General features: G+C 65.9%; 16 protein-coding genes. 11 read left to right on the top strand and 5 right to left on the bottom strand.

The window, feature by feature from the left end; genetic code table 11:
* The first annotated feature begins 167 nt into the window (after positions 1-167).
* The 5 genes from ABMA59_RS04690 to ABMA59_RS04670 all read left to right on the top strand — a co-directional run bounded on the left by ABMA59_RS04690 (position 168) and on the right by ABMA59_RS04670 (position 7,496).
* Complete coding sequence (locus ABMA59_RS04690; RefSeq protein ID WP_349004151.1) at positions 168-1,697, top strand: Do family serine endopeptidase; 1,530 nt, start codon at positions 168-170, stop codon at positions 1,695-1,697.
* Positions 1,698-1,899: 202 nt separating this feature from the next.
* Positions 1,900-2,574: a response regulator transcription factor gene (locus ABMA59_RS04685; protein WP_349004636.1), complete on the top strand. Its 675-nt coding sequence runs from the start codon at positions 1,900-1,902 to the stop codon at positions 2,572-2,574.
* Between the two features lie 8 nt (positions 2,575-2,582).
* Entirely contained in the window at positions 2,583-4,028 is a 1,446-nt protein-coding gene (locus tag ABMA59_RS04680) for a sensor histidine kinase (protein ID WP_349004150.1), read from the top strand.
* Positions 4,029-6,995, top strand: coding sequence for a bifunctional [glutamine synthetase] adenylyltransferase/[glutamine synthetase]-adenylyl-L-tyrosine phosphorylase (locus tag ABMA59_RS04675; RefSeq protein ID WP_349004149.1), 2,967 nt, complete (start codon positions 4,029-4,031; stop codon positions 6,993-6,995).
* 66 nt (positions 6,996-7,061) lie between these two features.
* Complete coding sequence (locus ABMA59_RS04670; protein WP_349004148.1) at positions 7,062-7,496, top strand: EF-hand domain-containing protein; 435 nt, start codon at positions 7,062-7,064, stop codon at positions 7,494-7,496.
* 227 nt (positions 7,497-7,723) lie between these two features.
* Here ABMA59_RS04670 and ABMA59_RS04665 read toward each other — a convergent pair whose 3' ends face one another.
* On the bottom strand, positions 7,724-10,051 hold the full coding sequence (locus tag ABMA59_RS04665; protein WP_349004147.1) for a PAS domain-containing sensor histidine kinase: 2,328 nt from the start codon (positions 10,049-10,051) through the stop codon (positions 7,724-7,726).
* 251 nt (positions 10,052-10,302) lie between these two features.
* Between ABMA59_RS04665 and ABMA59_RS04660 the strand changes: the two genes are divergently transcribed.
* Both ABMA59_RS04660 and ABMA59_RS04655 read left to right on the top strand, forming a co-directional pair.
* Entirely contained in the window at positions 10,303-10,770 is a 468-nt protein-coding gene (locus tag ABMA59_RS04660) for a YqfO family protein (protein WP_349004146.1), read from the top strand.
* Positions 10,767-11,651, top strand: a complete 885-nt coding sequence (locus ABMA59_RS04655; RefSeq protein WP_349004145.1) for a DMT family transporter — start codon at positions 10,767-10,769, stop codon at positions 11,649-11,651. The genes ABMA59_RS04660 and ABMA59_RS04655 overlap by 4 nt, the downstream gene beginning before the upstream one ends.
* 16 nt (positions 11,652-11,667) lie before the next feature.
* Here the strand turns inward: ABMA59_RS04655 and pepN are convergent, their stop codons facing one another.
* The gene (gene pepN / locus ABMA59_RS04650) at positions 11,668-14,307 is read right to left on the bottom strand and encodes an aminopeptidase N (RefSeq protein ID WP_349004144.1); all 2,640 of its coding nucleotides are present in this window, start codon (positions 14,305-14,307) and stop codon (positions 11,668-11,670) included.
* A 153-nt stretch (positions 14,308-14,460) separates the two neighbouring features.
* On the opposite strand from pepN, the gene ABMA59_RS04645 reads away from it, so the two are divergent.
* Positions 14,461-16,767, top strand: coding sequence for a xanthine dehydrogenase family protein molybdopterin-binding subunit (locus ABMA59_RS04645; protein ID WP_349004143.1), 2,307 nt, complete (start codon positions 14,461-14,463; stop codon positions 16,765-16,767).
* On the top strand, positions 16,764-17,711 hold the full coding sequence (locus ABMA59_RS04640) for a DMT family transporter (protein ID WP_484534583.1): 948 nt from the start codon (positions 16,764-16,766) through the stop codon (positions 17,709-17,711). Before ABMA59_RS04645 ends, ABMA59_RS04640 begins: the two co-directional genes overlap by 4 nt.
* A gap of 144 nt (positions 17,712-17,855) precedes the next feature.
* Here ABMA59_RS04640 and ABMA59_RS04635 read toward each other — a convergent pair whose 3' ends face one another.
* Positions 17,856-18,677, bottom strand: coding sequence for a helix-turn-helix domain-containing protein (locus ABMA59_RS04635; protein ID WP_349004142.1), 822 nt, complete (start codon positions 18,675-18,677; stop codon positions 17,856-17,858).
* Between the two features lie 127 nt (positions 18,678-18,804).
* Between ABMA59_RS04635 and ABMA59_RS04630 the strand changes: the two genes are divergently transcribed.
* Positions 18,805-19,206, top strand: a complete 402-nt coding sequence (locus ABMA59_RS04630; protein WP_349004141.1) for a hypothetical protein — start codon at positions 18,805-18,807, stop codon at positions 19,204-19,206.
* Positions 19,207-19,398: 192 nt separating this feature from the next.
* Here ABMA59_RS04630 and ABMA59_RS04625 read toward each other — a convergent pair whose 3' ends face one another.
* Together ABMA59_RS04625 and ABMA59_RS04620 are read right to left on the bottom strand one after the other, a co-directional pair.
* On the bottom strand, positions 19,399-20,289 hold the full coding sequence (locus ABMA59_RS04625; RefSeq protein WP_349004140.1) for a uracil-DNA glycosylase: 891 nt from the start codon (positions 20,287-20,289) through the stop codon (positions 19,399-19,401).
* Positions 20,290-20,324: 35 nt separating this feature from the next.
* The gene (locus ABMA59_RS04620) at positions 20,325-20,999 is read right to left on the bottom strand and encodes a hypothetical protein (protein WP_349004139.1); all 675 of its coding nucleotides are present in this window, start codon (positions 20,997-20,999) and stop codon (positions 20,325-20,327) included.
* 279 nt (positions 21,000-21,278) lie between these two features.
* On the opposite strand from ABMA59_RS04620, the gene ABMA59_RS04615 reads away from it, so the two are divergent.
* Positions 21,279-22,190, top strand: a complete 912-nt coding sequence (locus tag ABMA59_RS04615) for a hypothetical protein (RefSeq protein WP_349004138.1) — start codon at positions 21,279-21,281, stop codon at positions 22,188-22,190.
* Positions 22,191-22,206 lie beyond the last annotated feature (16 nt).

Here is a 22,206-nt window from a genome sequence, read left to right as displayed (position 1 = left end):
GATGGGAAAGCGGCCTGGGAGCAATGTCGCCGCGAAATGGCCGCACGGTTGCCGCCAACATTACCTAAATTTCATCCCCCGGAAATGGCGCCGTAATGTGCCGGCTCCTATTTCTGTCAGCACTGGATGCCGCCCGAGACGCATCCTGCTGAAGAGGAATAGAAGCCATGAGCAACACCAATATTTCACGGACACGTGCGCGCCTGCTGGCCGCCGTCGCTTCCGTTGCAATCGCCGGCGCGATCGGATTCGGCGCCGTCACGACTGGCACCGCCCCGGTGCTCGCCGATGCCGTGCGCGTCCAGGCGCCCCAGGTCCCGAGCTTCGCCGACGTCGTCGACAAGGTTTCGCCGGCCGTCGTCAGCGTCCAGGTCAAGGCCAAGATCCAGCCTGCCTCCGACAATGGCGGCGACGACATGTTCCAGGGTGGTCCCGGCTTCGACCAGCTTCCCGACAACAGCCCGCTCAAGCGCTTCTTCCGCGAATTCCGCGGCGATGGCGACAATGGCGGACATCAGCAGCGCCACAGCAACCGCGAACAGCGCCCGCGTCCCGTCGCCCAGGGCTCCGGCTTCTTCATCTCCGAGGACGGCTATCTCGTCACCAACAACCACGTCGTCGAGGGCGGCTCCGCCTTCACCGTCGTGATGGACAATGGCGACGAGCTCGACGCCAAGCTGATCGGCACCGATCCGCGCACCGATCTGGCCGTGCTGAAGGTCGACGACAGCCGCAAGTTCACCTATGTCGATTTTGCTGACGACAGCAAGGTCCGCGTCGGCGACTGGGTCGTCGCTGTCGGCAATCCGTTCGGCCTCGGCGGCACCGTGACCTCCGGCATCGTCTCGGCACGCGGACGTGATATCGGCGCCGGCCCGTATGACGACTTCCTGCAGATCGACGCGGCGGTCAACCGCGGCAATTCCGGTGGCCCGGCGTTCAACTTGAGCGGCGAGGTCGTCGGCATCAACACCGCGATCTTCTCGCCGTCGGGCGGCAATGTCGGTATTGCCTTCGCCATCCCTGCCTCCACCGCCAAGCAGGTCGTCCAGACCCTCATGAAGGACGGCAGTGTGTCGCGCGGCTGGCTCGGCGTCGAGATCCAGCCCGTGAACAAGGACATCGCCGACTCGCTCGGCCTGCAGGATGCAAAGGGCGCGATCGTGTCCGAGGCACAGGAAGGCAGCCCGGCGCTGAAGGCCGGCATCAAGGCCGGTGACGTCATCACCGCCGTCGACGGCAAGGAAGTTGATTCGCCGCGCGAACTGGCCCGTGCGGTCGGCGCAATCCAGCCCGGCAAGTCGGTGGAAGTCACTGTCTGGCGCGGCGGCAAGTCCGAGACGATGAACCTGGAACTCGGCACGCTGCCGAGCCCCGACAAGCAGGCCTCGAACGACCAGGGCAACCAGCAGCAGGCCGAGCCTTCCTCGCTGGCTGACCTTGGCCTGACCGTCACGCCGTCCGAGGACGGCAAGGGCCTTGTGGTCACCGACGTCGATCCCGACAGCGACGCCGCCGACCGTGGCATCCAGGCGGGCGACGTGATCGTCTCGATCAACTCGCGTGACGTGAAGGGCGCCAAGGACGTGACCGCCGCGATGAGCGACGCCGAGAAGGCCGGCCGCAAGGCGGTTCTCGTCCAGATCACCCGTGACGACAACAGCCGCTTTGTGGCCCTGCCGATCGGCCAGGGCTGAACGGCAGGTCCGGGCGCCTTGCCTCACCACCCCCGAACGGGGCGCCTCGGATCGTGAACCGGTCCAGTTGTATGTCCTCGTAGGATCGGTTCGGGCGGCAGCAGCTCCCATCGGCTGCTGCCGCACTCTCCACCCAACTCAGGGAGGAACACCGATGAACATCGTCCCAGCAGGCCAGCTCGAATTCGCGTATGATGATCCGATGAAGATTCTGGTCATTGAAGACGATCGCGAAGCGGCCGAATACCTGCAGAAGGCGCTCTCCGAGGCCGGCCACACGGTCCACGTCGCCGGCGACGGCGACGCGGGCTACACCTTGGCGGACACCGGCGACTACGACGTGATGGTGGTCGACCGCATGCTGCCGCGCCGCGACGGCCTGTCCGTCATCGCCGGCCTGCGTGCCCATGGCAACGCCACGCCGGTGCTGATCCTTTCGGCGCTCGGCGAGGTGGACGACCGGGTCACCGGTCTCAGGGCGGGCGGCGACGACTATCTGACAAAACCCTATGCGTTCACCGAGCTTCTGGCCCGTGTGGAGGTGCTTTGCCGCCGCGCAAGCTTCAAGGACGCCGAGACGCTTTACCGGGTCGGCGACCTGGAACTCGACCGGCTGTCGCATACGGTACGCCGCGCCGGCCGCGAGGTCCTCCTGCAGCCGCGCGAGTTCAAGCTGCTCGAATATCTGATGCGCCACGCCGCCCAGGTGGTGACGCGCACCATGCTGCTCGAAAACGTCTGGGATTATCACTTCGATCCGCAGACCAACGTCATCGACGTGCATGTATCGCGGCTGCGTTCCAAGATCGAAAAGGGTTTCGACAGCCCGATCCTGCATACGGTTCGCGGCGCGGGCTACATGCTCAAGGCCGGGTAAGCCAAAGCATGCGGCTGCCGGCCAGCTTCAGGACGACCGCCGCGCGCCTTTCGGCGCTTTATCTCCTGCTTTTCGGCATCTGCGCGATCGGCCTCGTCTTCTACATGACCGCGCTTTCCGTGCGGATGCTGACCTCGCAGACGCAGGACACCATCAACGAAGAGGTCGTCGGTCTCGCCAATGCCTACCAGCGCGGCGGGCTGCCGCTCTTGGTGCGTACCATAGAGCGCCGCTCGCGCCAGCCCGGCGCCAACCTTTACCTCATCGCCGACGCCAATGGCCGCATCCTTTCCGGCAACGTCGAGAGCCTTGAGCCCGGCGTGCTGGAAGTCGAGGGCTGGACCGAGCGGCCTTTCTCCTATCAGCGATACGGCGACAGCAGCGCCGAGCGCCGGATACGCTCCGCAGCGGATCCGGATGCGCCGCAGGTCGAATCCGAGACCCGGCACGCGGCGATTGCGCTCGTGTTGAGACTTCCCAACCAGATGATCGTTCTGGTCGGCCGCGACCTTGGCGAGCCCGAGCGCTTTCGCGTCGTCGTGCGCCGGTCGTTGGTCGCAGCACTCGGCGTCATGGCGGTCGGCGGGCTGCTGATCTGGTTCTTCGTCGGCCGCCACGCGCTGAAGCGCATCGACAGCGTGTCGGAGGCGAGCCGCCGCATCATGGGCGGCGACCTCACCGGCCGGTTGCCGATCAGCGGCGCGGGCGACGAGTTCGACCGGCTTTCCGAGAACCTCAACACGATGCTCGCCCGCATCGCCGACCTGAATGAGGGGTTGAAGCAGGTCTCCGACAACATCGCCCATGACCTCAAGACGCCGCTGACCCGCCTGCGCAACCGCGCCGAGGCGGCGTTGGGCAAGCGGGACGGCGGCGACTACCGCGAAGCGTTGGAAGCGACCATCGCCGAGTCCGACCAACTGATCCGGACGTTCAATGCGATCCTGATGATTTCCCGGCTGGAAGCCGGATACTCGGCTGAGCAGACCGCCAAGGTCGACCTGACGGAAGTCGTCCGCGACGTGGCCGAACTGTACGAGCCCACTGCCGAGGAGATGGGCGTTGGGCTCGAAACCGACGTGCGGCAAGGCGTGGAAGTCGACGGCAACCGGGAACTGATTGCCCAGTCGGTGTCGAACATCGTCGACAATGCCATCAAATATTCGGCGGGCGGGAATGCCGCGCCGAAGGTGACGGTGCGGCTGGAGAAATTGCCGGGCGAGGTGCATCTGCGCGTCATCGACAACGGTCCGGGTATTCCCGATGACGAGGATCGCAAACGCGCAACCGAACGCTTCGTCCGTCTCGAACAGAGCCGTTCGCAGCCCGGTTCCGGCCTGGGATTGAGCCTCGCCAAGGCAGTGATGAAATTCCACGGCGGCAGGCTTGATCTTGAGCCCGGCAATCCCGGACTATCCGTCCTCATGAGCTTTCCGCGCAAGGAGGACGGATAGATGGCAGGTGCCCCGGCGAAGGCAGTAGCAAAACCGCGCCTCTTCGAGGCGAAGCCGGCAGCGCTCAAGCCGCTCGATGCCGCCGAGGCTAGGCAGGAAATGCGCGACCTGGCTGTGCTGGCCAGGGAAAAGGAACTGCCGCGGCTGGCTGCGCTGCTGACGGGCCGTGATGCAGAGGCGGACTTCCTCGCCGCGGTCTTCGACCTGTCCGATTTCATGCGCGACTGCGTCAGGCGGCGTCCCGAGATTCTCGAAAACCTGTTCGATACCCGCGTGGGCGACCGGCTGGCGGCAATCGATGCGGCGGCAAGGCAATTGCCTTTCGTCGATGGCGTCACCGAAAAGACGCTGATGACGGATTTGCGCAGGCTTAAGCTGGAAGCGCATTTCCTCATTGCGCTGGACGATCTGGCTGGCTTCGTCGGTGCGGATGTCACCGTGCGGCGCCTGAGCGCCCTTGCGGACGCCAGTACGAACGCCGCGATCGATTTCCTGCTTCGCGACGCTCATGACAGCGGCAAACTCAAGCTGGTCGATCCAGCAGACCCGGGCAGGGGATCGGGCTGGATCGTACTCGGCATGGGCAAGCTCGGGGCCTGCGAACTGAATTTTTCGTCCGACATCGATCTGATCGTCTTCTTCGAGCCTGAGGCGCCGGCCATCCTCGATCCGTTCGAGGCGACCGACCTGTTTTCGCGCCTGACCAAGCGGCTGGTCCGCATCATGCAGGACCGCACCGAGGCCGGTTATGTCTTCCGCACCGATCTGCGCTTGCGCCCGGACCCCGGCTCGACGCCGCTGGCGATCCCGGTCGAGGCGGCACTCAACTATTACGAGGGCAGGGGGCAGAACTGGGAACGGGCCGCCATGATCAAGGCGCGACCGGTGGCGGGCGATATTGCCGCCGGCGAAGCCTTCCTCAAGGAATTGCAGCCCTATGTCTGGCGCAAATACATGGACTTCGCGGCGATTGCGGACGTCCATTCGATCAAGCGCCAGATCCACGCCCACAAGGGCCATGGCGAGATCGCGGTCAAGGGCCACAACGTAAAGCTCGGGCGGGGCGGCATCCGCGAGATCGAGTTCTTCGTGCAGACCCAGCAACTGATCGCCGGAGGGCGCTTTCCCGAACTGCGCGGGCGCGAGACCGTGCCGACACTGGGGGAACTCGCAAAACATCGCTGGATCAGCGCCGAGGCGCGCGCAGCGCTTGCAGCGCAATACTGGTTCCTGCGCCGCGTCGAACACGCGGTGCAGGTGGTCGCGGACGAACAAAGCCACACTTTGCCTGAAGACGACGAAGGTCTGGAGCGCATTGCCCGCCTGCTTGGCTTCGATAATGCCGAAGCCTTTTCCAACGTCTTCCGCTCCTCGCTACAGGAGGTCGAGCGCCACTATGCCGCGCTGTTCGAAGCCGCGCCGCAGCTATCGGCGGGCGTCGGCAACCTGGTCTTCACCGGCGACGTTGACGATCCCGATACGCTGAGCACGCTGAAGCGCCTCGGTTTCGAACGTGCCAGCGACATATGCCGGGTCATCCGCACCTGGCATTTCGGCCGCTACAAGGCGACACAGTCGGCGGAAGCGCGCGAGCGGCTGACCGAACTGACGCCGGCGTTGCTCGAAGCCTTCGGCAAGACGCGCCGTGCCGACGAGGCGCTGCTTCGCTTCGACGCCTTCCTCGCCGGTCTGCCCGCCGGCATCCAGCTTTTCTCGCTGCTCCAGTCCAATCCGGCACTGCTGAAGCTGCTTGCCACCATCATGAGTTCGGCGCCTGCTCTGGCAGCCACGATCACGCGGCGTCCGCATGTCTTCGACGGCCTGCTCGATCCGGCGCTGCTGGCCGAACTGCCCAGCCGCGATTATCTCGCGGGCCGGCTGGAGGCGTTCCTTGCAAATGTGGCGGTGCACGAGGAGGTGCTGGATCGCCTCCGCATCTTCGCGTCGGAGCAAAAATTCCTGATCGGCGTCAGGCTGCTTGCCGGCGCGATCGACGCCAGCCGTGCCGGCAGGGCCTTCTCCCACCTTGCCGACCTGACCATAGGCGCTGCGCTGGATGCCGTGATGGTCGAGTTCGCGGTCAGGTATGGCAAGGTGCTGGGCGGCAGGGTGGCGATCCTCGGAATGGGCAAGCTCGGCAGCCGCGAATTGACCGCTGGCTCCGACGTCGACTTGATCCTGCTCTACGACCACGATGCGGATGCGGAAGAATCCGACGGCGAGAAGGGCTTGGCCCCGTCGCATTATTTCGCACGGATGACGCAGCGCCTGATCGCCGCCGTCTCGGCGCAGACTGCCGAAGGCGTGCTCTACGAGCTGGATCTCAGGCTGCGTCCCTCAGGCAACAAGGGGCCGGTGGCGACGCATGTCGACTCCTTCAAGAAATATCAGCGCACCGACGCCTGGACGTGGGAACACATGGCTTTGACGCGCGCCCGGTCGATTGCCGGCGATGCGGACCTTTGCGCCGAGGTGGAGGCGGAGGTCGGGGAGATTCTGGCCTTGCCGCGGGACGCCGGCAAGGTGTTCCGCGAAGCCGCCGAGATGCGGGCGCTGATCGAAAAGGAGAAGCCGCCGCGTGACTTCTGGGATCTGAAGCTGGTGCCAGGCGGGCTGATCGATCTCGAATTCATCGCCCAATGCGCGGCACTCACCGGTAATACGATGGAGGGCGACCGCCTGACCGGCACCGCCGGCGCGCTGAACCGGCTGTCCCCGGATTTCGCCGACGCGCAGACACGGCAGGAGCTTTGCGACGCGGACGCGCTCTATATGGCGCTGACGCAGATGATCAGGCTTTGCCTGACGGGGCCTTTCGACCGCAAGGAAGCGCCGCCCGGCCTGATCGATCTTCTTTTGCGGGCGACAGACCTGCCCGACATCGGCGTGCTGGAAGCGCACGTCAAGGAGACGGCGCAACGGGTCCGAAAGCATTTCGGCCGGTTGCTTCGTACCGGCAAGACCTGACGGCGATGGGACGCCACAGACCTTGCCGGAACCGCATCGGGGGTAACGATGCAAAGGAGAGCTGAAGTGAAGACATCGACGAAACTCGCAATGGCCTTTCTTGCGGTGGCGACGAGCGGCGGAACCTCCGCCTTCGCGGCCGACAGGGAAGAGGGCCGCACGGGCGGCAATATGCGTTTCGAGCGGGCCGACGCCGATTCAAGCGGCGACGTCACCTTCGAGGAGTTCGTGGCTGCGATGAACAGCCGCATCGGCAATGCCGACGCCAATGGCGACGGCAAGATGACCGTCGCCGAGATCGCTTCCGAGATCGAACGCATGCGTGCGGAACGCATGGCGCGCCGCATCGTCGAGCGCTTCGATACCGACGGCGACGGCATGCTGACGGTCGTCGAGATCGAGTCGCGCCAGAAGAAACTGTTCGCGCTGATGGACCGCAACGACGACGGCAAGATCGTGCCGGAAGAAATGCCGAAGCGCGGCTGGGGCAAGCGGCACTGATCTTTGAGGCCGGGCGCCGAATACCCTCCCCCTTGAGGGGAGGGTCGCGGAGAAAACCGAGCGGAACGCGAGGTTTTTGAAGCGGGGAGGGGTCGGTGCGGCAGTGCTTCAACCTGAAGCAGCCCCACCCCGCCTCACGATTTGCGCTTCGCTCCGACGGATCGTTCGGGGCGAGCCACGGTCTCGCCCGTCCTTCGGACCCCCCAAGGGAGAGGGTTAGGTAGGCGCTACTCCGCCGCTTGCAGCATCTGTGCAGGCGGCGGCCCTTTCCGGGCCGGGATGCGCACCGAAACGATCGTGCCGATGCCTTCGCGCGACCGGATTTTCAGCGCGCCGCCATGCAGTTCGGCGAGCGAGCGCGAGATGGCGAGACCGAGGCCGGAGCCGGCATGGCTCTTCGAGAACTGGTTCTGCACCTGCTCGAACGGCCGGCCGAGCTTGCTCAGCGCCGCCTTCGGGATGCCGCAGCCATTGTCCTCGATCGACAGCATCATGGCGCCGGACACTTTTCGCGCCCGCACCATTATGTGGCCGCCTTCGCCGGTGAACTTCACCGCGTTGGACAGAAGGTTGATGACGATCTGCTTGATTGCGCGGCGGTCGGCGTAGAGCGTCATCGCCTCGGCGATCTTGGTCTCCACGGCGATCGATTTCTGCGTCGCCTGCAGCGAGATGACGCGCACCGTCTCGCTGATCAGCGGGTTGAGATCGATCTCCTCGCGGTCCATCGAGAACTGGCCGGCCTCGATCTTCGACATGTCGAGTATGTCGTTGATGACGCCCAGCAGGTGTTTGCCGCTGCTGTTGATGTCGCCGGCATATTCCTCGTAGCGCGGCGATCCGAGCGGCCCGAACAGCCTGTTGCCCATCAGTTCCGAGAAGCCGATGATGGCATTCAGCGGCGTGCGCAGCTCGTGCGACATGTTGGCCAGGAACTCCGACTTGGCGCGGTTGGCCGCCTCGGCCCGATCCTTCTCCTTGACGTATTTGCGGTTCAGCTCCTCGAGCTCGCGGGTACGCTCCTCCTCGTTGCGCCGGGCCTGGCTGAGGTCGTGGAGATTGGCCATCAGCCGCCGCTCACCATCCACCAGCTTGTCCTGGTTCTGCCGGATCAGGGTGATGTCGGTGCCGATGGAGACGGTGCCGCCGTCGCGCGTCTTCAGCTCGTTCACCTGCAGCCAGCGGCCGTCCGCGAGCTGGCGCTCATAGGTGGCGCCGCCGCGCGGTCCGTTCGGGTTGGCCATGCGCCGTTCCGAGGCGAAGGCGGTCATCCGCTCCTCCAGTTCCTCACGCGACAGGCCCGGCACGAGGTCGCGCTCCGACAGCCCGCTATCCTGCTGGTATTTGGTGTTGCACATGACCAGCCGGCCGGCCGCGTCCCACAGCACGAACGATTCGCTGATGCTCTCGATCGCTGTGCGCAGCCTGAGGTCGGCGGCCTCCGAACGCGCGGCGAGGTGGCGCTGCTCGGTGACGTCGACGGCGATGCCGATGAGCTGGATGTCGGATGCCTCCGGGTCAATCACCTGCGCGCGGGCGCGCACCCAGACCCAGTGGCCGTCGGCATGGCGCATGCGGAACACCTGGTCGATATTATCGATTTCCCGCGCCACGATCCGTTCCGCCAGATTGAACAGGTCGCCGTCGTCCTTGTGGATGATGTCGTGCACGTCGCCGAAAGACAGCATCGCCTCGCAGGGCTGGTAGCCCAGCATCTCGTACATCGAATGCGACCAGTACATCTTGCCGCGCACCATATCCCAGTCCCAAAGGCCGCAGCGTCCGCGGATGAGCGCCAGGTCGATGCGCTGGTGCGCGTCGCGATAGATGCGGTCGGCGGTCTGGGCGTGCGTCGTCTGCCGGAAATAGGCATAGAGCACGATGACCAGGATGCTCCCGGTGAGCAGGAACAATGTGACATTCAGCGAGACCGCTTTGGTCCAGTCTGAAAAGACGGCATCCTGGGGAACCAAGGCCGCGGCGGCCAGGCCGCCGTCGCTGGACAGGTCCACGGCGGCGAACCAAGGTTCGCCCTCGATCGTGACTTCCAGGACACCGGCGCGCTCGCCGAACAGGAACAGCGGCTGACCGCCCGAGACGACCGTGTCGAGCCGCCTGTCCCTCCATTGCGACCCCGCGGCGCTTGTCGCCACCACGTTGAACCGGCCGTCCATCACCGCGAGCACATGGCGCGTGCCGAGCAGGGCTTGGTGCTCGGTGCGCTCGATCAGGTCGCGCGTGCCCGAGACATCGTCGGTCGCGGCCCCGGCATCGGCCAGCGCGTTGCCGAGCGCGGCGGCGGAAAGCGCGAGAATGGTGCGGGCATTGCGCTCGATCTCGTCGTGCTGGGCGATCAGGGACAGGGTCCGGGTGGCGCCGATGACGATCAGGAAGACGATGATCAGGGTCGGGATCGACCGCCGGAGCAGGGGTTCGGCAGCCAGCAGGCGCCGGAAGGCGGGCTTGGCGAACACGCTTCCAGTCTCCGTCCGTTGCGGCCTGCGCCGGACAAAAGCCGACCCGCCGGCCGCGTCCCACGCGTCCGTCCTTGCCATCCGACTGGCTCCCCGAAATTTGTTTTCTCTGACGATCCGGATACGCCGCACACCCGAATCTGCCCTAAAGAATCAGACGTGATTCGCCTTGTCCAGTGTTCGTGCACGAAAGGCGTCAAGCCGGCGTAAAAAAACGACTGGTGGACAGGATCGGGACTCGATCGGGACCATCGCGGATGGATCGCCCCTGCTGACAGGCGGTTGTCAGCAGCCTGCGCGTATCGTGCCCTTGCAACGGGCGAGGAGGGCAAATGTTCGGGCAGGAACTTGAAACAGGCTCGGTACGCATGGAGCGCATGCTTCTGCTGACGTTTCATGCGCCCGTCGAGGACATCGATCGCATCGTGGGAGCGGTGATTGAGATCACGCCGCTGACCATGGGCAGTTACGACAGCAACGCCTACCAGTCGGCGACCGGTATCGAACGCTATCGCCCGCTCGAGGGCGCGGCCGCCGGCCCGGAAACGGACCTCCGGAAACGGCCCGGCGTGGTGGCCGTTTCCTTCGAACTTCCCGCCGACCGACAACTGGCCGGCCGGGTGATCGAAGCGATCTTCCAGACCCACAGCTACCAGGAACCGGTGATCAGGCTTCACGAGATCCTCGCCAGCCGGTCGAAGGGGCTCGACGACAGCGCCAACCGGAACCGCTGGTGGAACACGACGGGAGACTGGAAGAAGGCGAATTCGCCCTCCGGGACCGGCGGAAGCGAAACATGAACGTGCCGGAATATCGCCTTGGATTGATTCTGGTTACCGGTTCAGCCATCGCCTGGAGCACCGCCGGCTTGTTCACCCGCCTGATCCCGACGGATACATGGACGATGCTCGTCTGGCGCGGCCTGTTCGGCGCGCTCGGGCTCGCGGTCGTCATCGTCGCCTTGCGGCGAGGGGATTCGTTGCGCGGCATGTGGAGGATGGGCTGGCCCGGCTGGCTTTTTGCAATCCTGTCGTCGGTCGGCATGGTATTCTTCATCACCTCGCTCCGGCATACGACGGTCGCCCATGTCGCGGTGATCTACGCGACGGTTCCCTTCCTTGCCGCCGCGCTCGGCTGGCTTCTGCTTCGGGAGCGGCCGACGGCGAGCGCGCTGCTCGCCAGCCTTGCCGCGCTGGTCGGCGTGGCGATCATGGTCGGCCTCGGCGTCGAAGGCGGACTGTTCGGCGATCTCCTGGCTTTCGGCATGACGCTGTGCATGGCGGCGATCATGGTCATCGTCCGGCGTTTTCGCGATATTCCGGTCATGCCGGCGGCCTGCCTGTCGGCGTTGCTGAGCGGGTTCGCGTGCTGGCCGCTGGGCGACCCGCTGGCGGTTTCCGCCTACGATTTGCTGCTGCTTGCCCTGTTCGGCATCGTCAACTCGTCGCTGGGCCTTGCGCTGTTCACTCTCGGCGCGCGTTTCCTGCCGGCCATTGAGACGGCGCTCATCGGCGCGCTGGATTCGCCGCTGGCGCCTTTGTGGGTGTGGCTGGCATTCGGCGAGACGCCGAGCGGCGGCACACTCGTAGGCGGGCTGACCGTTTTCGTTGCCGTGGCCGTCCATATGACCATCGGCGCGTCTACTGCGGCAAAGACCGTTCGGATGCGAGAGCCCGCCTGACCGTGTCCGACGTTCCTTACGCCAGGGTCCGTTCCACGATGTCACTCAGATCCGCCGACAGCCCTTTGGTCGAGGCGATGGAAACCAGTGCCTGGCGCGCCAGTTCCTGCCGCTTCGGCTCCAGCGAGCGCCAGGAGCGCAGCCCCGTCGCCAGCCGCGCGGCAACCTGCGGATTGCGCTTCTCCACCTGCAGGATCGTCTCGGCAAACAACTGATAGCCGGCGCCGTCGGCGCGATGGAAGCCGGTCTGGTTGCCGCTGAAGAAGGTGCCGAACAGCGAGCGCAGCCGGTTGGGATTGGCGAGCGAGAACGACGGATGGACCGAAAGCCGCTTCACCGCTTCGACCGTGCCGACCCCCGGCGCGGCTGCCTGGATGGCAAACCACTTGTCCATGACAAGCGCGTCCTTGCCGTAGGTTGCTTCGAACGTAGCGAGTGCACTGCGCGCCTCAGGCGTCGCCTGGTGGCGATGCGCCAGAACAGCCAGCGCCGAGGCCCGGTCGGTCATGTTGCCTGCCGACGCGAAGTGTTTTGACGTGAGGTCAACGCCGCCCGACAGCGCGGACAGATAGTCGAGCAGCACGTTGCGCAGCGAACGCCGGCCGGCGCTCGCGGCGTCGGGCCTGAACGGTCCCTTGTCGGTCAGGGCGTCGTAGATCGTGGAGAAGCGCTCGCGGTTGGCCTCTGCCACGAGCCGGACCAGGGCTTCGCGGGCCGAAAAGATCGCGTCCGGATTGATGTTGCCGCCGATCTCGCGGGCGATGTCGGCCTCGCTTGGAGGCGTCAACGCAAGCGCGCGGAACGCCGGTTCGAGGCCGTCGTCATCGGCTATTGCACCGGCAAGCTCGGCAATGGCGGGGCTGAAATCCGGTTCGCGGTCGTCAAGTATGCGCCGCGAGGCAGCGATCAACGATTCCGTCATCACCGTGTTGAAAGCCTGCCAGCGCGAAAAGGCATCGCCATCGTGACGCGCAAGGAAGAACTGGTCCTCCGGCTTCTGCTCGACCGACAGCGTCACCGGCGCCGAAAAGCCTCGGTTGAGCGAGACCGCCGGGCGCTCCTTGACGCCCGAGAACAGGATCGAATGCCGCCGTTTGCGCAGATGGATCACGCCGTTCTCGATGACTGCGCCCTCGGCATCGGAATAGGCGAGGTCGCGTCCGTCCGGCCCGACGAGACCGAACTCGATCGGAATATACATCAGCCGCTTGCGGCTCTCCGAGGGTGTTGGCGGCACCGACTGCTCGATCTGCATGGTGAAGGTTTCAGCCATCGCGTCGTGCTCGGCGGTCACCGTCAGGTTCGGCGTCCCGGCCTGGTGATACCAAAGCGCGAACTGGCTGAGATCGCGCCCCGACGCATTCTCGAATGCGGCCAGGAAATCCTCGATCGTCGCGGCCTCGCCGTCATGGCGCTCGAAGTAGAGATCCATCCCCTTTCGGAAATCCTCGGCGCCGAGGATGGTGCGGATCATGCGCACGACTTCCGAGCCCTTCTCGTAGACGGTCGCCGTGTAGAAATTGTTGATCTCGCGGTAACGGCGCGGCCGCACCGGATGCGCCAGCGGTCCCTGGTCTTCCGGGAACTGATGGGCGCGCAGCGTGCGGACTTCGGCGATGCGCTTGACCGGGCGCGAGCGCTGGTCGGCCGAGAATTCATGGTCACGGAAGACGGTCAGCCCTTCCTTCAGGCAAAGCTGGAACCAGTCGCGGCAAGTGATTCTGTTTCCGGTCCAATTGTGGAAATACTCATGGGCGATGATCGCCTCGATATTGGCGAAATCGGCGTCGGTCGCGGTGTCCTCGTCGGCCAGCACATATTTGTCGTTGAAGATGTTGAGGCCCTTGTTCTCCATCGCGCCCATGTTGAAATCGGACACGGCGACGATGTTGAAGACGTCGAGATCGTATTCGCGGCCGAAGGCCTCCTCGTCCCATTTCATCGAGCGCTTCAGCGCATCCATCGCATAGGCGGCGAGTCGCTCCTTCCCGTGCTCGACATAGATGCCGAGAGCCACGTCGCGGCCGGACATGGTGATGAAGCGGTCGGCCACGACGCCCAGATCGCCGGCAACGAGTGCGAACAGGTAGGACGGTTTCGGAAACGGATCGTGCCAGACGGCGAAATGCCGTCCGTCGCCGAGGTCGCCGCTCTCGACCGGGTTGCCGTTGGACAGGAGAAGCGGAGCTTCGGCCCGCCCGGCCTCGATGCGGACGGTGTACACCGACAGGATGTCCGGCCGATCGAGGAAATAGGTAATGCGCCGGAAACCTTCCGCCTCGCATTGCGTGCAGTAGACGCCGTTGGAGCGATAAAGCCCCATCAGGACGGTATTTCCCGACGGCACAATCTCGGTTTCCAGCGTCAGCATGAACTCGGCCGGCGGGTTGTGCAGGATGAGTTTGTCCGGCGTCGCCGCATAGTCCTCGGAAGCCAGCGCTCTGCCGTCCAGGCTGATGCCGCGCAGGTCAAGTCCGTCGCCGTCGAGCACCAGGGGCAGGTTTCGCGCCGCCGGATCGCGCCGGCGAATCGTCAGTCTGGCGGTAACCAGCGTGCTGTTGGGCGACAGGCGAAAGGAAAGCTCGGTCCGCGGGATCAGGTAGTCGCTCGGGCGATAGTCCTCGAGCCGGAAGACCTGGCCGGTGTCTGTACGCATAGGAAAGCCTTCCTGGGTTGCGGCCGGGCGGCCAGGGCGACTCTGGCCCAACAAATCCGGGGTGGTGCTCTTTACACGAAACCACCCCTCGACAAAACTGACGAAGCGCTTATCTCCAGGCGTGCATTCCCGCCACAGTTTTCCGGAGCAGACATGACCGTGTTCACACCCAAATTCGGGATGGGAGCGCCTGTAAAGCGTCTCGAGGACCAGTCGTTCATCACCGGCAAGGGCCGTTACACCGACGACATCGCGGCTCCCGGCATGGTGCACGGCTTCGTGCTGCGCTCGCCGGTGGCGAAGGGGAGTTTCCGGATCACCTCGACAGAGGCGGCCCGTGCCGCGCCGGGCGTGCACCTGGTGCTGACCGGCGAGGACGTGGCGCATCTCGGGGCGCTCAAGTCGACCGTCATGCAGAAGCAGCCGGACGGCAAGCGCGCCCCGACGCGCGACATCCCGATCCTCTGCCGCGACCGCGTCAACCATGTCGGCGACGCCGTCGCCTTCGTGGTTGCCGATAGTCGGGCGCTGGCGCAGGACGCCGCCGAACTGATCGAGGTCGATTACGACGCCGAGGAAGCGGCGGGAAACACCGCTGCCGCGCTCGATCCCGGGACGCCGCTGGTCTGGCCGGAACTCGGCACCAACCGCGCCTTCCTCTACGAGATCGGCGACCGCGCCGCCACCGATGCGGCTTTCGCCAAGGCGGCCCGCACGGCGAGTGTGTCCTTCGTCAACAACCGCCTCGTCGTCAATTACATGGAACCGCGCGCCGCGATCGGCGAGGTCGACGAGACCGGGCGGCTGGTGCTGACCAGCGGCTCGCAGGGCGTGCATTCGATGCAGTCCGTCCTCGCCCAACAGGTCTTTGGCGTCGACAAGTCGAGGATCAGGGTGATCACGCCCGACGTGGGCGGCGGCTTCGGGCCAAAAGCCTTCGTCTACCGCGAATATGCGCTGGTGCTGGAGGCAGCCAAGCGCCTCGGCAAGCCGGTGAAATGGACCGGCGACCGCGGTGAGCATTTTCTGAGCGATGCGCAAGGCCGCGACAATGCCGTCGACGCCGAGATGGCGATGGACGGCGATGGCCGTTTCCTCGCACTGCGGGTGAAATTCCTGGCGAATCTCGGCGCCTATTGTTCGCAATACGGACCCGTCGTGCCCTATATCGGCGCTTCCATGTCGACTGGCCTCTACGACATACCGGCGCTCGACGTGACGATCACCGGCGTCTACACCAACACCACCCCCGTCGACGCCTATCGCGGTGCCGGCCGCCCCGAGGCCGCCTTCCTCCTCGAAAAGCTGGTCGATGTCTGCGCCCGCGAACTTGGTCTGTCGCGCGAGGAGATCCGGCGCCGCAACTTCATCCGGCCCGAGCAATTCCCCTACCGCACGGCCACCGGGCGTCTTTATGACGTCGGCGAGTTCGATGGCCACATGACCCTTGCGATGGAGCGCGCCGGTTGGGCCGGCTTCGACGCACGGCTGGAGGGATCGCGCGCCAGGGGGCTGATCCGCGGCATCGGCATGGCGACCTATATCGAGGCCTGCGCCTTCGAAGGCTCCGAGCCGGCCTATGTCGGCCTCAATCCCGACGGCACGGTGACGCTGCGCATCGGCACCCAGTCGAACGGGCAGGGCCACGCCACCGCCTATGCGCAGATCGCCGCCGAAAAACTCGGGCTGGATGTCGAGAAGGTCATCGTCCACCAGGGCGACACCGACCGGCTGGCCAGCGGCGGCGGCACCGGCGGCTCGCGTTCGATCCCGCTGGGCGGCGTCTCGGCGTCGCGCGCCGGCGAGGATCTTGCCGTGAAGCTGCGAAAACTGGCGGCGGACGAGTTGGAAGCCTCGTCCGACGATATCGAACTGGTCGACGGCGAGGCGCGCATCGTCGGCACCGACCGCGCGATCGATTTTCCGGCATTGGCGAAGGCTGCGAAGAAACCGGAGGATATCAGCGGTTTCGGCGAGTTCGTCCAGGACGAATGCACCTATCCGAACGGCACGCATATCTGCGAAGTCGAGATCGACCCGGCGACCGGCCGCACCGAACTCACCGACTACGTCGTGGTGGATGATTTCGGCGTGACGGTGAACCCGATCCTGCTCGCCGGCCAGGTGCATGGCGGCATCGTCCAGGGCATCGGCCAGGCGCTGACCGAGGAAACCGTCTATGGCGAGGACGGCCAGCTGCTCACCGCGAGCTTCATGGACTACGCCATGCCGCGCGCCGACGACGTTCCCTTCATCCGCTTCGAGACGCGCAACGTGCCGTCGACCACCAACGCCATGGGCATCAAGGGCGCCGGCGAGGCCGGCACCATCGGCTCGACGCCGGCGACGCTCAACGCCGTCACCGACGCGCTGTGGCGCGCCTACGGCATCGGCCACATCGAGATGCCGACGACGCCTTTGCGCATCTGGACGGCGATCCGGGAGGCGGCGGCCAGGTGACGCAGCCCGGCCGCTCTCATCCTGACAGGCCCCTCGCGGGCATCGCCTTCAAGATGGTTTCGGTCGCCGTTTTCGTCGCCATGGCGAGCATGATCAAGGCGGCGGGGCCGTTGCCGACCGGGCAGGTCGTGTTCTTCCGCTCCTTCTTCGCCATCCTGCCGATCATCCTGTTCCTGGTGTGGCATCACGACCTCAGGCGCGCGCTGCACACCAAGCGCCCGGTCAGCCATTTCCTGCGCGGACTGGTCGGCGTCACCTCGATGGCGCTCGGTTTCTTCGGCCTCGCCCGCTTGCCGCTGCCGGAATCGGTGACGATCAACTATGCGCAGCCTTTGCTGGTCGTCGTCTTCAGCGCGCTCATCCTCGGCGAGACGATCCGCTTCTATCGCTGGAGCGCCGTCGTCGTCGGCCTGGTCGGCGTCTTCATCGTCTCCTGGCCGAAACTGACGCTGTTCAGCGAGTCGGCGGCTCTTGGCGGCGACGAGGCGCTCGGCGCGCTGGCCACGCTCGGCGGCGCGACGGCCTCGGCCATGGCGATGATCCTGGTGCGCAGCCTGGTGCACACGGAAAAGACCTCCACCATCGTCATCTGGTTCTCGCTGTCGGCGTCGCTGCTTGCCCTGCTGTCCGTTCCGTTCGGCTGGCAGGCGCTGACGATGGAGCAGGCCGCCCTGCTGGTTGGGGCCGGCATCTGCGGAGGCATCGCGCAACTGCTGATGACGGAGGCCTACCGATACGCCGAAGCTTCGGTCGTAGCGCCGTTCGAATACACCTCGATGCTGCTCGCCATCGCCGTCGGCTACGTCGTGTTCGGCGACGTGCCGACGCTGCATATGCTGGCCGGCGGCCTGATCGTCGTCGGCGCCGGCATCTTCATCATCCTGCGCGAACGCCGGCTCGGCATCGAGCGCGCGGCGGCAAAGGAGGCCACGCCGCCGCAGTAGGCGGCCGTTTTCCCTCCCCCTTGAGGGGAGGGTGGCCGCGAAGCGGCCGGGTGGGGTCGCTGCGGCCAAACGCCAACGTCGCTTTGCGCCGGAGCACTGCCGCAGCAACCCCTCCCCGATCGGCTTCGCCGATCGACCCTCCCCTCAAGGGGGAGGGGCAGCGTCGCGCTCTGCCGCCATCGCGCGCATTGCCTCCGCCGTCGCCGCGTCGGCCGGAAAGAACGATTCGATCGCCAGTTCCGACAGTGTCACGTCGAGCGGCGTGCCGAACACCGTGATGGTCGAGATGAACGACAACATCATACCGTCCATCCTGAGGCGCAGCGGCACCGCGATCGGCGAATAGTCGCGCGCCGGCGCCGGCGGCCCGGTGCGCTTCGGCACGGGATAGCCGCGCAGCTCGCGCTCCAGCTCCACGATCACCGGATCGGCGACCGCCTGGTTCAGCCGCCGCAGCCGCTCCACCACATGGTCGCGCCATTCGGCGAAATTGACGATCAGCGGCGCCACGCCTTGCGGATGCAGGCTGAGCCTGAGCGCATTCACCGGCGGCGCCAGCAATGCCGGATCGGACACGCCGGCAAGGAAGGGCGCCAGCGCCGCGTTGGCGCGGACAAGGTTCCAGTGGCGGTCGACGGCGAAGGCCGGATTGGGCTCGTGCGCCTTGAGCACGGTCTCGACCGCCGCCAGCGCCGGCGCCATGGCTGGTTCGTCGAGCCTGTTCTCGTCGAAACCCGGCGCATAGCCGGCGGCCAGCAGCAGGCGGTTGGTCTCGCGCAGCGGCAGCGCCAGCCGCTCGGCCAGATGCAGCACCATGTCGCGCGACGGTTTTGCCCGGCCGCTTTCCACGAAACTCAGATGCCTTTGCGAGATTTCGGCCTCCATGGCGAGATCGAGCTGGCTCATGCGGCGGCGCGTGCGCCATTCGCGGATGAGCGGGCCGGGCGAGGCGAGGGCGGTGTTCATGCCGGCGACGATAGGCGGCCTGCCGCCGCAAATCCATTACCTCCGGCGTAATCGCCACGCGGCGCGGTCTCCGCCATCGTCCGCGCCATGCCGGCATCCCGCCGGCGCCAACCGGATGGAGATCGTTATGACCCTCTCGAACACACACTTCCTGCGCAACGCGCTCCGCGTCGATGCCGTCTTTTCCGGCGCCGGCGCGCTGCTCATGGCGGGCGGCGCTTCGCTGCTGTCGCCGCTGCTCGGCTTGCCGCAGCCGCTGCTGTTCTGGGTCGGCATCGTGCTGATCCCCTGGACGATCCTGGTGGCCACCATGTCGCGCCGGCCCACGATCAGCCGGCTCCTGCTGATCGACGTGATCGGTATCAACGCGCTGTGGGCCGCCGCCAGCATCGGCCTGCTGGTCACGGGCTTGGTGTCGCCGACCGCGTTGGGCTACGCCTTCGTCATCGCCCAGGCCGCCGCGGTCGCGCTCTTCGCGGAATTGCAGCTTGTCGGCATGCGCCGGGCCGCGCCGGCCGTGGCTGCCTGAGCGCAGACGCCGCGGCCGGCGCTTCCTCCCCTTTGAGGGGAGGGTCCGGCCGGAGGCCGGGGGAGGGGTTGCCTCGGCAGTGCTCCGACGCAAGGCAACGTTGGCGTTTGGCCGCGGCGACCCCACCCGGCCGCTTCGCGGCCACCCTCCCTCAAGGGGGAGGGAGCGTCGGCCGCGATCTGAATCGATCTCTCAGGAAAGCGCCGCAAGCCGTGCCCGCACCTCGAGAAAATCGCGCCAGGCCAGCCGCTTGTGGGCGGGCGTGCGCAGCAGGTAGGCCGGATGCAGGGTCGGCATGGTCGGGGTGCGGACGTCACCGTCGGTGACGTGCTCCCGCCATTTGCCGCGCATTTTTGTGATGCCTTCCTGCGTCCTCAGCAGCGCCTTTGTCGAGGGATTGCCGAGCGTCATCAGCACCTTCGGCGCGGCAAGCTCGATCTGCCGTTCGATAAAGGGCCGGCAAATCTCGGTCTCCATCGGCGACGGATCGCGATTGCCGGGAGGCCGCCACGGAATGACATTGGCGATATAAACCGATTTGCGGTCGCGGCCGATCGCCGCGAGGATGCGGTCGAGCAATTGTCCCGACCGGCCGACGAAGGGCAGGCCTTCCAGATCCTCGTCACGGCCCGGCGCCTCGCCCACGAGCATCAGATCGGCTTCCGGATTGCCGTCGGCGAAGACGAGGTTCTTCGCCGTCGCCTTGAGATTGCAGCCTTCGAAGTCGAGCATGATTTGGCGCAGTTCCTCCAGCGACGCCGCCGAACGCGCCAGTTCGCGCGCCAGCGCCGCCTGTGCGCCGTCCGGCACCGCGGCCGCCTGCGGCCTTGGCGCCGCCACCGGCTGGCTGTCCGGAAGAAAGGATTTTCGCGGCGCACGGACTTCACCGGCCTTGCCGGAGGTTTCCTCGCGTCGCGCGGGATCCATTGGCCGTGCCGCGCCAGCTTGCCGGTTTTTTGCCTCTGCGCTCTCGGCGAACCGATCGGCGGGCTCGTCCAGCAAGGCTTCGTCGACGCCAGCCTCGGCATAGAAGGCGAGGAGTTCGCGCAGTCCGGCGCTGTGTTCGGTGCTGGAAACGGCCATGCCGGACCATGCTGCGCATGGATGGCGAAAGCAAGTCAGGACGAGGGGATGCGCGGGTCCTGCACCAGATAGAATTTCGGCCTCGGCGTGAAATCGGTGATCAGGAAAGAGAAGCCCGCCGATTTGCCGGGATCGACTTTTCCGTGGCGGAACAGCAGCTTGTCGTAGGGTTCGAAGTCGCGGCTGAACTCGGCGAACGTGTCGGACGAGATGTTGTCCTTGCGCAGGCTGCGCTGGTCGAAGGACAGGCCGTCGCCGAACACGCTGGCCTTGTGCAGCAGTTCCTGCAGCTCGAACTCGAACTCCACCCAACCCTGGCCGCTGCCGTTGCGCGCCACGATGCGCATGTAAAGCACGCCATTGTCGTACAGCGCGGCGGAATCGAACGGCCGGATCGGCCACACGGAGCGGATCACCAGGGTGACCGGCGAAGACGAATTCAATGTCTCCGTCAAGACGACCGGGTCGCCGTGCGTCCCTTTGCCGGAGACGGACTCGATGATGAAGCCGCCCATTTCGTCGGAAAAGGAGTAGGCGCCGGCCGTCCATTCGCCGGCCTCCCCATCTTCCGCCTTGCCGGGAGACGTCACGACCGAAAGCAGCAAGGCCGCAAGAAAAACCCCGCCGATCCGTCGTTGCGGCATGAGGCAGCGGAAAAGGCTGGCAAGCGGCATGAGGCGAGTATGACCGATTATTGCTGCGGCGAACATCGCATTTCGAAGATGCTCGGAAGCGCGATCCGCACGGCCGGAAACGGGGAAGGACAAGCCCCCGATTTATTTTCTTTCGGGGAAGGGCCGCGCCGGTGCGGACGGCGCGCGAGCCGGAAAAAGCAAACGGTCCCCGTCGCTTGTGCCGGAAGTTGCAAGGAAAGGTTCGACGCCGGTCCGCACTTTTTGGCATCCTTCCGGGTCGTTTTCCTGGAATCCTGTCCCCGTCCTCCTGCGCGGAGCGAATAATGGCGCCGGCTTGTCTGGAGGAATGTGACGTTGGACGGCAGTGAGGCAATCCGGCAAAACCTGGAGGCGCTGAAGCGCATCCTCGCCATGCTTGTCGCCATGGCCGGGATGGCGGACGCTGGCGGCCTTGGCGCTGGAAGCCTTGGCGCTGGGAGGCCGGGCGGCGCTAGGGGCGTTGGCGATGGGGCCGTTGGCGCTGGGGGACAGTTTACTTTCTTTCCGCGGAAAGGCGCAGCCGCTTCAAGGCAGGTGCGGGCGGAAAAAAGTAAACTGTCCCCGGCACTTACCCTTTCCCGCGCTCTCTATCTCGCCATCCTGCGGCTATTGCGTCCGGCGGAAGCAGCCACCCGACGCCTCATCATCGCGGCCGCTCGTGGGATCGTGGTAACCCTTCCGCCGCTACGCCCGCGCAAGCCAAAGCCAGCAATGTTGCGGGGACCCCGCGCCTTCCTGCCAAAGGGGCCTAAAAAACGGCCCAAGCCCACCTCGCGCATCCTCTCGCTGTCGCTGCTCGATCCACCGCGGCGACCGTTCCGCCTCCCCCGCCGCGTCGTGCCTGCCCACGCCGCCCCCCGCATCCTGGGCCTCGATTTCAGCGCGACGTACTGCCCGCTGCCTCCCCCTCCATCGCCCGATGATCCGATTGACGCCGAGCGTCTCGGTCAGCGCCTTGCCGCGCTCGGCGCCGCGCTCGACGACCTGCCGGGCCAGGCCAAACGCTTCGCCCGCTGGCAGGCCCGGCGCGACGCCGCAATCGCGCGGGACGGACCCGTCTCCAGCCGCCGCCTCTCGCCGCTGCGGCGCGGGCGTCCGCCCGGCGGCCGCCTGGCCCGCTACGACCCGGGCGCGCCGCTTCCCCACAAAATCCGCGAGGTCGACGAAATTCTGGCCCACGCGCACGCATTGGCGATCTACGCCCTGGAAAGTCCGGACACCTCATGACAGCGCGGCCTTTGCC

Source organism: Mesorhizobium yinganensis (assembly GCF_040081985.1).
Classification (GTDB): domain Bacteria; phylum Pseudomonadota; class Alphaproteobacteria; order Rhizobiales; family Rhizobiaceae; genus Kumtagia; species Kumtagia yinganensis.
The sequence above is the reverse complement of the archived record's forward strand: the minus strand, read 5'-3'. Positions and strand labels throughout refer to the sequence as shown.